Consider the following 14,080-nt stretch of genomic DNA (forward strand, 5'->3'; position numbering starts at 1 on the left):
TGAAGAACCTCTAACAAACATAAAAATGAATAACAAATTGAAAATCTACACATATATAATGCTCCTTTTTATGGCCGTTGCAGGGCTGACATCGTGCGAAAGCAATGACTCCAAGCAGGATGATCCTCCGACTCAAGGATATCTGGCCAAGGCCAAGGAAATACTCAATGAAGAAATCGTGCTTTCCACCCGCACAACCATGAACGGCGTGGACAAGACCCTGCTCGAAAGAGGTTGTCCCACCAAGTTCAAGTTCGAGTGGAATGAGGAAGGAGGCATGATCCTCAATCTAAACAACTTCACCGTGGGAGCCATGCCCTTCGGCATCACTTTCCGCAGCACCACCAAATTCACGAATCTCAATAATTGGGAACAGGACGAGTATCCCGGTAATGGCTGGGTTAAATTTGTGGGCACGGACGGCAAAGTGACCATCGGCCGTAGCGAAGCCAAGGGTGACAAGGAAGGAAGCGGAGCCAGTGTTACCGGCTTCCTGAACGTGAACACCAAGCAAGTGGAGTTCATCATAGACTATAACATGATGAACGTGCGTATCGAAACCTTCCTCCAGACCATCGACAAGACGCGCATTAGCCGCTTCGACGAAGAATTCGCACAGTATGAGAAAGACCTCGAAGAAGCGAAGAAAGAGCAGGGAAAGAATTAAACAGGGCCATTTGGAATTGTCGAAGGAAGGGCACAAGGACAGAACGTGCCCTTTCTTTTAATGTTATTAAAGAACCGATAGATGAAACAAATTAAACTCCTCATACTGCTGCTGGCCCTATGCGTCTGTATGGATGCTGCAGCCCAGCAGATCTTCAGATTGACGGTACTGGAGAAAGGGACGGAGCTGCCGATTATAGCCGCTAATGTGACCTATGCCGACAATCCGGAACTGAGGAACGCGATGCACGCCATCACGAATTTGGACGGACAGGCCGTGCTGGAACTCGCCGCGAAAGGCAGTTGCTACTATAAGGTGACATACATCAGTTTTGTGCCGCAGACAGGAAAGGTAGGAGCTTCCGAAACAGAAAAGACCGTCTACATGGAAGAGGATGCGTTGGGTCTGAACGAAGTGGTCGTGACGGGTTCACGCTCGGCCCGTCCCCTCAAACTTTCCCCCATCACCACGCAGGTCTTGGGCGGCAAGCAGCTGGTTGATGCCGGATATGCCAATCTGCAGCAGGCGCTCCAGCAGGAGACCCCCGGACTGAACATCCAGAAAGTGGGCTTCGGCAACGAAATCTCGATGCAGGGACTGGATGCCCGCCACGTGCTGTTTCTGATGGACGGCGAGCGCATGACGGGCGACATGGCGGGTAACCTGGATTATGAACGCTTCAACCTCCACGCCATCGACCGCATCGAGATCGTGAAGGGCGCCAGCTCCACCCTCTACGGAAGCCGTGCGGCGGGAGCTGTCATCAACCTGATCACCAAAAAGACGTCCAAACCGCTGTCGATCGACGCCGGAGTGCGCTACGGGCAGATGAACGAACGCAACTACAAGAATCCGCAGCCAAGCGACTTCCTGTACATGTTCGAGCAGAATGCCGACCGTCCCAACCTGCAAGGCTGGGTTTCCGCGGGCTTCAATGCGGGCAAGGTAACCTCGCAGACCGACGTATGGTACAGTTCCACCGACGCCTTCTACATGTATCAGGCCGAGAACGACAAGAAGGTCTACACGCAGGAGGCCAACCCCTTTTTGCCCCATGACATTACGGTGATCAGTGCCGCAGCCCGCCCGCCGATGGGCATCGAGGGCAAGGAGCACATCACGATGTCGCAGAAGGTGTATTACGACCCGCTGCCGGGCTTGTCCGTGCTGATCTATGGCGGAGGGTTCTTTATGAACACCTACGACCTGATACAGGACATGACCTTCAGCCAGGCGAACGAATGGAATGCCGGAGCCAAGGTGACTTACCGCGTAAAGGACTGGTTCAGCGTGACCGGAAGCTTTCATTCCGACTTCTACAACCGCTACAAGCGCCACGAACGCATCAACACCCGCCGAAAGGATTACGAGAGCAGCATCTGGCAGCCCCGTCTGACCATTACAAGCGACTATTTCGACGGCCACAGCCTAATTTTCGGCATCGAACACACGTCGGACGAACTGACCAGCGACCGTTTCTCGGGCAATGCCAACCACGACCTGAAAACCCGAGCCTTGAAAGAGACGGAATATTTTCTTCAGGACGAATGGACCATCAATCCCCGATGGATGGTCTCTGCCGGAATCCGCACCAATTTTTCGCGGGCTTTCGGATTCATGGCGATGCCCAAGGTGGCCGCCAAGTATTCGCCCGACGAGCATTGGAGCCTCCGTGCCAACTATTCGATGGGCTACCGCTCGCCGAGCATCAAGGAACTCTTCTTCAATTGGGACCACCTGGGGATGTTCATGATCCGCGGCAACGAGAATATGCAGCCGGAGAAGAACAATTACTTTTCGCTCGGTGCGGAGTATAGCAACGACCGCCTGTTCGTGTCCGCCACGGCCTACGGCAACTATTTCCGCGACAAGATCGAGGGCGTGTGGCGCGTCTACGACATGCAGTACAACTTCGAGTACACCAACCTGAACAGGCAACGCCTGCTGGGAGTCGAAGCCCTGCTGCGCTGGCGTGCGCTGGACTGCCTGACGCTGAACGGAACCTACAGTTTTGTCGATGTGAGCAAGAACCAGGGCGTGCAGGTCAACACCACTTCTCCCCATGCCGCCACCGCCAGCCTGGACTACAAGTTCACGCGGAAGAACTACCGGCTGAACGCGGTGTTCAGCGCCTCCTATATGGGAGGCAAGAAGTTCGACGTGCAGGATCGCGTGTTCGTGGAAGAGGACAGCAAGAGCTATGACGCCTATTTCCGCTGCGACCTGCCTCCTTATGTGCTGTGCAACCTGTCCGTGTCGCAGACGTTCTGGAACAAGGTGAAGCTGACCTTCGGGCTGGACAACCTGTTCAACTACGTGCCGAAAACTCTCGGGTCGGGCATTACCATGTTCAACGTCCCGGCCACTGCCGGAATCAACGGGTGGGTGCAGCTGGAATTCATGCTTGACGATGTGATTAACGCTTTGAAGAAACGGAAATGAAAGGTTTTGACATAAAAACAATAACTTTGGTGTTGGGTTGCCTGCTCCTGTCCTCGTGTGTGGACTATGACGACATACGGCCTTTCACCGGGAAGACCCTGCCGCGCAAGTCGGGTTATTCCACCGGAGTGACGAACGACTGGATCTATTTCAACCTGCGCACCGGGCAGATGTTCAATGCCCAGAAGGTGAATATGGATATCCAGGAAGGCAAACAGTTCAACCGCACGGACTGGGATCTGGCCTTCTGCGGCTATGTGCTGCGAACCAACAGCGGAACGAGCGGAATAGGCCGTGGAGGCGCCGCCGACCTGGGATATGGCGCATACGACAAATGGACGAGCGTTGCTCAGTTGCCGACGGATCTGGAATGGACGGTTGACAATGGCGAGGTCAGCGTGACCATGTCGCAGAACGACTGGAACCACTATCTGGTGGAAAACGGACTGGACTTTAATTCCAACCCCTGGTTCGACCCGAACAACGGACCGCAAAGGACCAAAACGAATGCCAATCCGCTGCTGGCCAAGGCGATGACGTTTGCCGGACCACCTCCCGTCTATACTCCGTCGTTACACACCTATGTGGTGCGTACGGCCGACGGGAAACGCTACTTTAAAATACAGATTATCAGCTGGTACAACGCCAACGTGGAGATTGGTGACGAAGGCGGAAGAATCAGCTATTATTGCGACGAATTGAAATAAGAAAAAAAGATATGGAAAAAGCAAAAAGATACTGGTGGAAAGCCTCCGCTTCATTTCTGATGGTCCTGTTTACCATGCCGCTCGGTCATGCCGTGATGATCCTGATGGAACATTTTATGGACGAGACCACGCTGCATTATTCCGCATTTGCCATGGGGGCCGTCGGTATGCTGATGGTCATTGCGGGCGTCTTTGCCAAGGGAGATACGCGCCAGACCCTGTGGGGGCTGTTCGGCGGCCTGCTCTTCTGGACCGGATGGGTTGAATTCCTGTTTATGTATTTTGCCAACCGCTTCGGCACACAGCCGGAACTCGACCCCGTGACGGGCGAGATCGTGACCCGCCCCGAGTACCTGATCCTTCCGGCCTCCTTCGGATTCTGGATGATGGTGATGGTGATGTATCTGTTCAGCACGCGCAACGGCTGCAACTTCATCAACTGGTGGCAGCGTCTGCTGTTTCGGGGGCGGAAGCACGAGATTGCCGCACGCCCCATGACACGCCATACGAGCATCGTCACCTTCATGGAGCTGATGATGATTCTGTGGGCTTCCTACCTGCTGCTGATGTTCTGCTACGACGATGTATTCCTGGGCGAGAATCATCTCGTGACGGCGTTTGTGGGCCTGGGCTGCCTGATCGGCTCGTTCTTCATCTTCGCCAAGCAGCTGCGCATCGCTTCGTGGGGACCCAATATCCGCATGTCCATCGCTACGGTCATTGTTTTCTGGACTCCGGTGGAGATTCTGGGCCGCATGGACCTCTTCAGCGAAATATGGACAGACCCGCTCAACCACGTTGCGGAGATGGGAATCATCCTGATGGTGTTTGTGATATTGGCCTTCTATCTCTGGTATGTGGCGGCCAGGAAGAAAACGGTTGTATCCGAATGAAGAGGATAGGAAACCGGAAGACAACCGGAAAACCCGTGCACTGGGTCAAGGCGACAGTGTCCATCGCGGTGACTCTGGCGGCAATGCCCCTTACACATATCCTTGCGCGCCTGCTGAAGGACGGGACTACGGGTGTGGAGCAGTTCTATGCCGGAATGGGCATGGGACTGTTCGGTCTGGGACTGGTCGTCGCGGGGGTATTCGTAAAGGGAGACGTCCGCCAGAGCCTGCTGGGCCTGTTCGGCGGCATGTTCTACTGGATGGGAGCCATCGATTTTCTGTTCATGTATTATGCCGAACGCTTCGGCACCCGGGCGCAACTCGACCCCGTGACCGGCGAGATTGTCAGCCGCCCGGAGTACCTGATCCTTCCGGCGACCTTCGGTTTCTGGGCTATGGTGATGTTGCTGTACCTGTTCTGTACGGCCAACGGCTGCAACTTCCTGAACTGGTGGCAGCGTCGGTTCTTCGGCAGGCACAAGAAGGAGATCGCGGCGCGGCCAATGACGCGGCACACCAGCATTGTTGCCTTTATGGAAGTGATGACGATGCTGTGGACGTGCTACCTCACCCTGATGTTCTGCTACGACGAACGCTTCCTGGGCGACCACCATCCGATCACACTGCTTGTGGGGATGCTGGGACTGATTGGCTCGCTGTTCATGTTTGCCCGCCTGCTGCGTTATGCCTCCTGGGGCATCAGCCTGCGCTACGGTTTCGCTACGGTCATCATTTTCTGGATCGCCGTGGAGGTCTTCGACCGCATCCACCTGCTCGAAGGCTTGTGGTCGGCGCCCCTGGCGCACATCGATCAGCTGGTCATCATCGGCCTGTCCTTTCTGGCTACGGCATCCGGTCTTCTCTATAACCATTACGCAAGAAACGGAACGCATCGCCATGAAACGGGCAACCTGGAGAAAACATCATAAGTGGCTGGGTATCGTCTTCAGCTTTTTCCTGATGATGTTCTGCCTGTCGGGCATCGTCCTGAACCATCGGGAATCCGTCCGGGAGATTGACATCAGCCGCAAGTGGCTGCCGTCCCGTTACGAATACAGACGCTGGAACAACGGATTGCTGCGCGGCACATTGTCCTATACGGACAATAACCGCGGGCGCCGTGTGTTGGTCTACGGAACGGGCGGCCTCTGGCAAACGGACTCTTCGGCCTCCGCATTTTCGGACTTCAACCCGGGGCTTCCCCAGGGCGCCGACAGCCGACAAATACGCGCCGCGATCCAGGCGGCGGACAGCCGCCTCTATGCGCTCAGCCCGTTCGGACTCTACCGCCACGACATCAATGCCGGCTGGCAGCATGTTTCGCTTCCCGAGGGCGACGGCGAGATGCTGACGGACATGACTTGCCGGGGAGATACACTGGTGGTGCTGGGGCGTTCGCATCTCTATGTCGCGAAGCGATCCTGCGACCGATTCCGGAAGATCCGGCTGCAGGCCCCAACGGACTACGAGGGCCAAATCTCCCTGTTCCGCACGGTGTGGATGCTGCACACGGGCGAATTGTTCGGCCTGCCGGGCAAGTTCGTCATGGATGCCGTGGCCGTGGTTCTGGTGCTGCTCTGTGCAACGGGTATCCTCTGCTGGCTGTTGCCCGAATACATGCAGCGCAGACGCAGCCAGGGCCGGACTGCGACCACGGCGGCACGCTGGACCCGCCTTTCGCTGTTGTGGCACGACAAGATCGGGCGCATGACCCTCGTCCTGACCCTGCTCATCACCGCAACAGGATGGAGCCTGCGCCCTCCCGTACTGATAGCCCTCGCATCATGCACCACGCCCGCCCTGCCCGGCAGCTCCCTCGACAACCCCAATCCGTGGAACGACAAACTGCGCATGATACGCTATGATGCGGCCTGCGGCGAATGGCTGCTATCCACATCCGAGGGCTTCTACACCCTAAAATCGATTGACGGCGTTCCCCAAAAGCTGGAGCATACGCCGCCTGTCAGCGTGATGGGGTTGAACGTATGGCAGCAAGACGCCCAGGGCCGATGGCTCTGCGGATCTTTCAGCGGTCTGTTTGTGTGGGACCGGGCTCACGACACGGTCACCGACTGGTTTACGGGCGAAGCGCCCGAATGCGAGGTCGGCCCACCATTCGGCAAAAGAGCCATATCCGGTTTCAGTGCCGACCTGGGCGACGAAGCGTTTGCCGTGGAGTATTCCGACGGAACGGCCGCGCTTCCCCAGCCGGAATACCTTGCCATGCAGCCCATGTCGCTCTGGAACCTTGCTCTGGAGGTGCATAACGGACGAATCTACATCGGCACCGCCGCTACCTATGTGTTTGTCTTCTTCACCGGACTTGCCATTGTGTGGATCCTGTGGAGCGGATGGAAGCTACGGCGCAGGAACAAGCTCCGACAGGACTGAAATGCAACCCGCCCCGAATCCGGCAGTCTTTTGCTTTCTCAGGCAGACAACCCCAAAACAAAAAGCCTTGTAAACACTTTGTTTACAAGGCTTCTGTTTTTCCGGGTCTTTCTCCGGTCTCTTCCGACCTTCTCCGAGGAACTCTTCGCCCCTCTTAGGCCCCCTCGCCTCCACATCCTTTAGGAGCGGCCAACCTTTCCCGGGTTCTATTACACGAGAACGAAGTAATCTCCCGTCTATAAATTACCGGCGACTTGCTTGCAGATGTTTGGAGATTTTGCGATATTGCCTGTAGGTTGTGCATACGATATTTGTCCATTAAAAGTTTAGCCGCATTTAATTTGATAAATATCAGCAATACACACTTTTTATACATAAATCGTTTATCAATTTCAGTAATTCAAAGATTGGTTATAAGTCGTATAACCCCAAGGATGGGAAACATTATGAAGAATACAATTTATTGGAAGGTATATCCGTTTTTGGATTAAGCACAATGACCATGCTGTATTACATATGCCTATACAATAATAAGTAAAATGAGACCATTATTTCGTATTTCCTGTATTCTGCTTTGTCTGTTGTGCGTTACACCCGTCATGCAGGCCCAGCAACCTCCCGTCCCTGTCCCCGCCTCCTCGGGATTCAACCTCACGGCGGAGGATCTGAAGGATCCCCGTGCCGTCGGAAATCTCGAAACGCTCTGCCGCGTCTGGGGCTATGCCAAGTACCACCATCCGGTCTTCTGCGACACGCTGCGCCGTGTCGATGTCGACAGCGCCCTGTTCGTCCTGTTGCCGCAGGTCGTGCACGCCGACCGGGAGACCCGCAACCGGCACCTGCTCGACTGGGTCCGCTCGCTGGGAGATTACACCCCCAACCGGGCCGAGTGCGAACAGGCACTGGCACCGCTCGAACTGGTATCGACCGTCGACCTGGCGTGGACCAGAGATACGACCCTGTTGGGGCGTGATCTGTCGCACCTGCTGCAGGACCTGCGTTATGCCGAGCGCGATGAGAACTACTACTTCCGCATGGGAACAATGGAAAACGGACAACCGGGTTATCACTACCTTTCGCTGTGCGGCGAGTCTTTCTATCCGACCCCGCAGATGGATAGCGGGCTCAACCTGCTGCTGCTCTTCCGGCTGTGGAACGTCATCGAGTACTACGCCCCGAACCGTTCGCTGACACTGCACCCATGGGAGGAGGTGCTCTCCACCTATATTCCTCTCATAGGTGTTGAAACGGACGGGAGACGTTTTGCCCGCCTCTACATGCGGTTAATCCGCGAGCTCAACGACGGCCATGCCTACGCGCTGGTCGAGATGCTCTTCGGACAGCGGATACTGCCCGTGTGGCCGCTCCAGGCCGAAGGGCGCCTCTTTGTCGGCTACTCCGGCGACAGTGCCCTCGAACGGGGCGACGAGGTGCTGGCCATCGACGGAGAGCCTATCTCCAAACGACTGGAGTTGCTGCAGGAGTATGCCTCGCGGTCGAACGAGGCGAGCCTGCGCCAAGCCCTCCGTTTTCACGGGCTACGCACACGGCGCGATACCGCCGAGGTGGTTCGCCGCCGCTCCGGGTCCTGCGACACGCTCCGCGTGGCAACGGTGCCCTATGGCAGCGTCTCCCCCCCCCTTTACGACCCGGTACAGCTTGTGCAGCCGCCCTTCCGCCTGCTGGCCGATTCGGTGGGGTACATCTACGCCGGGACCTTCTCACGCGAGCACCTCGCCGAGGTCGGGCAGACGCTGCCCCGCACGCGGGCGCTCATCATCGACCTGCGCACATGCCCACAGAATATGGACTTAACGCTGACAGCGCTCATTAGCCAGTCGCTGCGTACCGAGCCGGTCGTTGCCTGGCAGATGGTTCATCCGACGCTGGCCCTGCCCGGCCTCTTCTTCCGGCAGGAGCTGTTGCTGTACAATGGCTTCGAGGAGGGTGCCGAGCGGTGCACCCAGCCCTACAAAGGGCGGGTAATCTTACTGGCCGACGAAATAACGCAGAGCAATCCCGAGTTCCAGACCATGGCGCTGCAGAGCTGCCCGCAGACACTGACCATCGGCTCGCCGACCTCGGGCGCCGACGGGGATGTCGTCCTTCTCCCGTTACCCGGAGGGTTGATGACCAGTTTTTCGGGAGTCGGCGTCTTCTATCCGGACGGGACCCAGACCCAGACCGTAGGCGTGCGCCTTGATGTCGAGGTGCTGCCGACGGCCGAAGGGTTGCAGGCCGGGCGTGACGAGGTGCTCGAACGGGCACTGGAGCTGGCTCGCTGATATTTAGTCATCTCCTAAAAATACATTTATGCGCAGGTATTCAGCAGTTTAATCAATAAAAAGCGTTTGATAAATCGGCAAGATACTCTATCAGAACAATATCTCGCAAAAATGGGCTTTTTAAGGGGCAACCAGATAATATGATTAAAAATTTCTGTGTTACCCCTGATGAATATAAGAAATAAAAACATGAATGAAACCGTGTTGGCAAAGAGTAAATAAAAAATTAACTTTGCCAACACGTTTTTTTACAGTAAATCAGGACACTATATTTACGCGATCAAGAGTACTAATGAAAACAATAATTATACGCTTGTTTTTCGCCTGTTTGTTATTTTCCTGCTCCGATTTGAGCAGGGAAAAAATCGCAGATCAATCGAAACTGACCGGCAGCGATTATCGTCTTTTTCAGAATACGCCAGCCTGGGAACTGGCCAAAGCTGTGGAGGACGGAAATACGGAACAGATCGACAAGATTGTTTCTGAAAATCCAGAGTTAATCAATTATCAAGAATCCAGATACGGCGAAACGCTTTTAATGCTGACAATTATGAACCAGCAGTTGAAACCGTTTAAGGCATTACTGAAAAAAGGGGCAGATGTGAATATACATGACACATTTGATGGCACCTCTCCTCTTATTATGGCTTGCTCTTCCGAATTTTACAACATTACTTTTGCCAAAACACTGATTGAATATGGCGCTGATGTAAATGATGTTGAAACAGGAGAAAGGCGCAAGGAAAACGGCACACGGTTTACTCCATTAATAGCGGCTTCCAGAACAGGGAGATTAGATTTGGTCCGATTATTAGTGTTGAAAGGGGCTGATGTAAATTACCAGAACGAATTCGGTCAATCAGCGTTGAGTGAATCTGTAATGGTGGATGAATATAAGGTAGCTTATTACCTGTTGCAAAATGGAGCTGACTACAATCGTCCCATTTACTACCGATTTGATTATTCTGTACCAATAGAAAAGAGTGATCCCAAAGATAAAGGGAAGCCAATGTATTTGTGGGATATACTGAAAGAGGATTTATCAGAATTTGGCACAAGTGAGTATAAATATAAAATGCGAATCATCGATTTCTTAAAAAGCAAGGGATTGGGTATTACCTCGAATTAGATTTTGAGATACGCTGAATAAAACAACAATAGCTAAAGGAGACGAATCTGATGCAAGGAAGAATTAAACGACTACTTATATTAGTTATCACCTCTATTCTTTTAATTATCTTTATATTAGTTATATCTATATTTGATATGGAAGAAGCAAATAATCCAAAAGGTGCAATAAGAAAAGGTGATTTAAAGGAATACTATTGGTTAAAGAAAATATCTGTTTCCGGAAATTTTATAAGAATATGTATATACAATGATTATGATGGCAAGTTAGCATTAGATGCAGATTTCCCTCTGGCAAATTTCAGTGATACGACATTAAATGATATTCGTATTTTTGAACCTTGCTACTTGGTATTATATAATGGACATATAGTTGAACCATCTAAAATTTATGATGGATATCTAAAATAATGTTCCAAATTTAGAATTGCAAAAATAGAGCCTTGATTAATTAAGAATCTCTGATAAGTAAAAATGCGAAGACGGAAATAAATGTTCTGCCTTCGCGTTTTTTTCGCAATTACATCATAAAACAGATGGGCGAAGTCACCAAGCCCCGCCGCACGCTGATTGTGCCCAACCCGGCGATTGCCACCTGTGCGACGCAGCGAACCTACAACCCCGCACGCCGCAGACTGCAGAACCTGACGGTCAACGCAGGCGGCAAGTCCACCATGAACAATGTCCATACCTACAACAGGCCTGAGGGAAGGTCGGTCGACCGGCTCCATGTAGATATGTTTACCGTAAAACGGGTCCTTCGGAACCCAGCCGTTGCTTTGCGCGATGCGGATGATCTTCTTGAATTTTTCAGATTCTTCATCACCGTATTGTGAACACATCGCCTTACGGTCTTCATGTAGAACTCATAATCCTCGACCAAATGGACCGGCAATTCGTCCAGATAGAGATCCTCGGAGCCATACTCCTTTAACAGAAATTCGCCCGTGATGCGCATTAGACTCTCGTAACGCTGTACGGTCGATGCGGTGAAGTCGATTCCGATCAAAGCCCGGCACCGTTTGTTGTGTTCCCGAAAGACCTCCATCAGGGTATGACGCTCGGGAAGGTCCTTGCCCAGGTAGCGATCCATAATCCCCGTAGCCGTAATCTCTTTCCCTTCTGCCTCTAGCGTGCGTCGCGTTTGCGCAATATTGAACGAGATGGCCTCCAGCAGCCGGTTAATCTCACGGCCTTCCCGGTTGTTTTCCACAGCCTTGCCTCGGGATTGAATCCAATACCGGGGCAAGATGCGGGCCCGAGCACAAACTTCGGCACGTTGGCCGTTGACTGTGAGGCGTACATAAATCGGCGCTTTCCCTTCCTTGTCGATCCGAGTTTTGCGCAGGTAGTAAATCAGCGTGCAGGTTGTCCTTTCCATAACATCGTATTTACAGGTTGCAAAATTACTTTCAAGAGCCTTTTGCGTCAAGATGAAATACGATGCAAATCAATGAGTTAAATGCTTATTCGGTGGACGATTCGGCCCTCGGAAAAAGTCCACCGATTTGGACACCCGAAACCGGTTGTTTTTTGCTTTCTCATGCAGATAATCTAAAAACAAAAAGCCTCGTAAACTACTCGTTTACAAGGCTTTTGCTTTATTTAGCCCGACTCTTCATCGGCCTCTGGCGGTGCGTAGGGGACTCGAACCCCTGACCCCGTGCGTGACAGGCACGTATTCTAACCAGCTGAACTAACGCACCATTCCGGTTATTGCGAGTGCAAATATAGCGCATTTTTTTGAATCAACAAGCGATTCGAAGGCTTTTTCACACTTTTTTGAAAAAAGAAAATTGAACACTCCCGTAACTCCTTAATTGCCAGAACTCCTCAAAATCCGAAAAATTCATCTTTTTCGAATGCTCGAAGATCAGAATGCCGCCCGGACGCAGCAAATCCCCCTCAAAAACCTGCTTCACCACCTGCTCGCTGCCTTCCAAATCGTAGGGAGCGTCGGAGAAGATCACGTCGAATTGCTTGGCGCAGCTTTTCAGATAGAGAAAAACGTTGGCCTTGACGGGGTAGAAATTTTCAATCCCCAGCATCGCTGCCGTCTGCCGGATGAAATTATAATGCACGGCATTGATCTCCACCGCCGTAACACTCCGTGCGCCGCGCGAGGCAAATTCATAACTGATCGACCCCGTACCGGCAAAGAGGTCGAGCACGTCGCACTCCTCGAAATCGACCAGGTTCCCCAGCACATTGAACAGGTTCTCCTTGGCAAAGTCGGTCGTGGGCCGTGCGCGCAGTTTTTTGGGCGGATTGATTGCCCGGCCACGGTATTTTCCACTGACTATTCGCATCTTGTCTCTCTGAATCGTTTGCCGAGCAGCTTGTGCGCCGCTTTCGGATTGTCGCCCGCAATGCGGAGCTCGTATTCCTTCAACGGGAAACAGCCCCCAAGCCGCTCGAAAAAGTAAGCTACCTCGATGTCCGTTGCCGCAGGAATCGCCTCGGCCAGCTGCAATTTGCCGCCGTCGTATACCTTAATATATAGAACTCCCGCACGGCGGCTCATCCACATGGTTTTGGCGGCATCCGCAGGGACGTGCAGCAGCGGGGTAGTGAAGCGCACCCGACCTCCCAGCTTTTCCGTCACCTGCCGCAGGACCTCGCGGTCGACTGCCGTTACGGCCACCGCCTCCGCTTCCGGATCGCTTGCAACAACACACTCCGCCGCCGTCGGCGGCATGCCGTTCGCCGCGAGCATCTCAGTGCTCCGCTCCGCGTCGAAGAGCTCTCCCGGCACAAGCATCGTGCGGGGCAGCAGCAGCTCCATCGTCACCTCCCCGTCTCCGGCAGACAGCTCCGCGAGCGCCGGGACCGAAAAAGAGTGTCCATCCAACGAGCGCTGAATGGACACCTTATAGCCTGACTGCGGCTTGTTATTCCCAGTTTCCTGCTTCATTGTTACCGGAATCCATTGATCCGAACTTGATGCCGGGATAGCGGTTGAAGTTGTTCTGCTCTTCGTCGATCAGGTTGATCACCTCCTGATGGTAGGTCACCGTGTCAAGGAACATCTTGTAGGGGGCACGGCACTCCACAACGGGAATCACGACCTTCGACTCGGTGGTGATGATACCGGCCTCCATGATGAACTGGGCCTTGTTGTCGGTTTCGGGGATGTAGCGGAAATTCTCAACATCCTGCCGTGTCAGCTTCTTGGGGGCAAAAATGGTGTCGATGACGGCGATCTTGAACTTTTCGATATTCTTTTTGCCCGACTTCTTCAGCATGGCCATAGCCGCCGAGTCGTCTTCGTCGACGATCTTGCGTTCGAGTTCGAGCGTGTCGTTCAGGACGAAGGCCGCCAGCGAGTCGAAGCTGGCCGTGAAATGCTGATACTTGGATTTGAATGCGCGCTGAGCCGTACGGATATCCTTGATGCGTTCGATAACCTGGGCTTTTTTCGCCTTTGTTTCTTTTTCGAAGCGGATCGGAGTCGAGATCTGAACGTAGATGACGTAGACCAAACCCACGATTACTACGGCAAGAAAGATTTGAAAGATTTTTTTCATTTTTAAATAAATATTTGTTATTAATTTTGCATCAATTAAA

General features: G+C 53.2%; 14 protein-coding genes, 1 tRNA gene and 1 pseudogene. 9 read left to right on the forward strand and 7 right to left on the reverse strand.

Going from position 1 to position 14,080, the window contains the following annotated elements; translation table 11 throughout:
* Positions 1-25 precede the first annotated feature (25 nt).
* The 6 genes from QZ460_RS01595 (at position 26) to QZ460_RS01620 (ending at position 7,100) form a co-directional block, all read left to right on the forward strand.
* Positions 26-667 (forward strand): DUF4903 family protein, encoded by a 642-nt coding sequence (locus QZ460_RS01595; RefSeq protein ID WP_290539836.1) that lies wholly within the window; start codon positions 26-28, stop codon positions 665-667.
* Between the two features lie 81 nt (positions 668-748).
* Positions 749-3,109 (forward strand): TonB-dependent receptor, encoded by a 2,361-nt coding sequence (locus QZ460_RS01600; protein WP_290539837.1) that lies wholly within the window; start codon positions 749-751, stop codon positions 3,107-3,109.
* Positions 3,106-3,816: an HmuY family protein gene (locus QZ460_RS01605; protein WP_290539838.1), complete on the forward strand. Its 711-nt coding sequence runs from the start codon at positions 3,106-3,108 to the stop codon at positions 3,814-3,816. Before QZ460_RS01600 ends, QZ460_RS01605 begins: the two co-directional genes overlap by 4 nt.
* Positions 3,817-3,827: 11 nt before the next feature.
* Positions 3,828-4,709 carry a hypothetical protein gene (locus QZ460_RS01610; RefSeq protein WP_290539839.1) on the forward strand — a complete coding sequence of 294 codons (882 nt, stop codon included), beginning with the start codon at positions 3,828-3,830 and terminating at the stop codon, positions 4,707-4,709.
* Entirely contained in the window at positions 4,706-5,638 is a 933-nt protein-coding gene (locus QZ460_RS01615) for a hypothetical protein (RefSeq protein WP_290539840.1), read from the forward strand. Before QZ460_RS01610 ends, QZ460_RS01615 begins: the two co-directional genes overlap by 4 nt.
* Complete coding sequence (locus QZ460_RS01620; RefSeq protein WP_290539841.1) at positions 5,607-7,100, forward strand: PepSY-associated TM helix domain-containing protein; 1,494 nt, start codon at positions 5,607-5,609, stop codon at positions 7,098-7,100. The genes QZ460_RS01615 and QZ460_RS01620 overlap by 32 nt, the downstream gene beginning before the upstream one ends.
* A 239-nt stretch (positions 7,101-7,339) precedes the next feature.
* Here the strand turns inward: QZ460_RS01620 and QZ460_RS01625 are convergent.
* Positions 7,340-7,476: pseudogene (locus QZ460_RS01625) on the reverse strand (IS982 family transposase); the annotation flags it as partial.
* 163 nt (positions 7,477-7,639) lie between these two features.
* On the opposite strand from QZ460_RS01625, the gene QZ460_RS01630 reads away from it, so the two are divergent.
* The 3 genes from QZ460_RS01630 to QZ460_RS01640 all read left to right on the forward strand — a co-directional run bounded on the left by QZ460_RS01630 (position 7,640) and on the right by QZ460_RS01640 (position 10,924).
* On the forward strand, positions 7,640-9,385 hold the full coding sequence (locus tag QZ460_RS01630; RefSeq protein WP_290539842.1) for a S41 family peptidase: 1,746 nt from the start codon (positions 7,640-7,642) through the stop codon (positions 9,383-9,385).
* 292 nt (positions 9,386-9,677) lie between these two features.
* On the forward strand, positions 9,678-10,514 hold the full coding sequence (locus QZ460_RS01635) for an ankyrin repeat domain-containing protein (protein WP_290539843.1): 837 nt from the start codon (positions 9,678-9,680) through the stop codon (positions 10,512-10,514).
* A 137-nt stretch (positions 10,515-10,651) separates the two neighbouring features.
* Entirely contained in the window at positions 10,652-10,924 is a 273-nt protein-coding gene (locus QZ460_RS01640; RefSeq protein ID WP_290539844.1) for a hypothetical protein, read from the forward strand.
* Here the strand turns inward: QZ460_RS01640 and QZ460_RS01645 are convergent.
* The 6 genes from QZ460_RS01645 to QZ460_RS01670 all read right to left on the reverse strand — a co-directional run bounded on the left by QZ460_RS01645 (position 10,903) and on the right by QZ460_RS01670 (position 14,040).
* Complete coding sequence (locus tag QZ460_RS01645) at positions 10,903-11,244, reverse strand: hypothetical protein (protein WP_290539845.1); 342 nt, start codon at positions 11,242-11,244, stop codon at positions 10,903-10,905. The genes QZ460_RS01640 and QZ460_RS01645 overlap by 22 nt on opposite strands.
* Positions 11,205-11,894 (reverse strand): phage integrase SAM-like domain-containing protein, encoded by a 690-nt coding sequence (locus tag QZ460_RS01650; RefSeq protein WP_290539846.1) that lies wholly within the window; start codon positions 11,892-11,894, stop codon positions 11,205-11,207. The genes QZ460_RS01645 and QZ460_RS01650 overlap by 40 nt, the downstream gene beginning before the upstream one ends.
* Before the next feature lie 248 nt (positions 11,895-12,142).
* A tRNA-Asp gene (locus QZ460_RS01655) sits at positions 12,143-12,219 on the reverse strand.
* Between the two features lie 66 nt (positions 12,220-12,285).
* Positions 12,286-12,822 (reverse strand): RsmD family RNA methyltransferase, encoded by a 537-nt coding sequence (locus tag QZ460_RS01660; protein WP_290539847.1) that lies wholly within the window; start codon positions 12,820-12,822, stop codon positions 12,286-12,288.
* On the reverse strand, positions 12,813-13,427 hold the full coding sequence (locus QZ460_RS01665; RefSeq protein ID WP_290539848.1) for a hypothetical protein: 615 nt from the start codon (positions 13,425-13,427) through the stop codon (positions 12,813-12,815). The genes QZ460_RS01660 and QZ460_RS01665 overlap by 10 nt, the downstream gene beginning before the upstream one ends.
* Positions 13,405-14,040, reverse strand: a complete 636-nt coding sequence (locus QZ460_RS01670) for a hypothetical protein (RefSeq protein ID WP_290539849.1) — start codon at positions 14,038-14,040, stop codon at positions 13,405-13,407. Before QZ460_RS01670 ends, QZ460_RS01665 begins: the two co-directional genes overlap by 23 nt.
* Between the last annotated feature and the right edge of the window lie 40 nt (positions 14,041-14,080).

The organism is Alistipes sp., assembly GCF_020026455.1.
In the GTDB taxonomy this organism is placed as follows: domain Bacteria; phylum Bacteroidota; class Bacteroidia; order Bacteroidales; family Rikenellaceae; genus Alistipes.

Coding starts and splice junctions, on each gene's coding strand:
- QZ460_RS01595 (WP_290539836.1), top strand. CDS start 26: ATGAATAACAAATTGAAAATCTACACATATATAATGCTCCTTTTTATG.
- QZ460_RS01640 (WP_290539844.1), top strand. CDS start 10,652: ATGGAAGAAGCAAATAATCCAAAAGGTGCAATAAGAAAAGGTGATTTA.
- QZ460_RS01665 (WP_290539848.1), bottom strand. CDS start 13,427: ATGAAGCAGGAAACTGGGAATAACAAGCCGCAGTCAGGCTATAAGGTG.
- QZ460_RS01660 (WP_290539847.1), bottom strand. CDS start 12,822: ATGCGAATAGTCAGTGGAAAATACCGTGGCCGGGCAATCAATCCGCCC.
- QZ460_RS01610 (WP_290539839.1), top strand. CDS start 3,828: ATGGAAAAAGCAAAAAGATACTGGTGGAAAGCCTCCGCTTCATTTCTG.
- QZ460_RS01605 (WP_290539838.1), top strand. CDS start 3,106: ATGAAAGGTTTTGACATAAAAACAATAACTTTGGTGTTGGGTTGCCTG.
- QZ460_RS01645 (WP_290539845.1), bottom strand. CDS start 11,244: ATGGAGCCGGTCGACCGACCTTCCCTCAGGCCTGTTGTAGGTATGGAC.
- QZ460_RS01600 (WP_290539837.1), top strand. CDS start 749: ATGAAACAAATTAAACTCCTCATACTGCTGCTGGCCCTATGCGTCTGT.
- QZ460_RS01630 (WP_290539842.1), top strand. CDS start 7,640: ATGAGACCATTATTTCGTATTTCCTGTATTCTGCTTTGTCTGTTGTGC.
- QZ460_RS01650 (WP_290539846.1), bottom strand. CDS start 11,894: ATGGAAAGGACAACCTGCACGCTGATTTACTACCTGCGCAAAACTCGG.
- QZ460_RS01615 (WP_290539840.1), top strand. CDS start 4,706: ATGAAGAGGATAGGAAACCGGAAGACAACCGGAAAACCCGTGCACTGG.
- QZ460_RS01670 (WP_290539849.1), bottom strand. CDS start 14,040: ATGAAAAAAATCTTTCAAATCTTTCTTGCCGTAGTAATCGTGGGTTTG.
- QZ460_RS01635 (WP_290539843.1), top strand. CDS start 9,678: ATGAAAACAATAATTATACGCTTGTTTTTCGCCTGTTTGTTATTTTCC.
- QZ460_RS01620 (WP_290539841.1), top strand. CDS start 5,607: ATGAAACGGGCAACCTGGAGAAAACATCATAAGTGGCTGGGTATCGTC.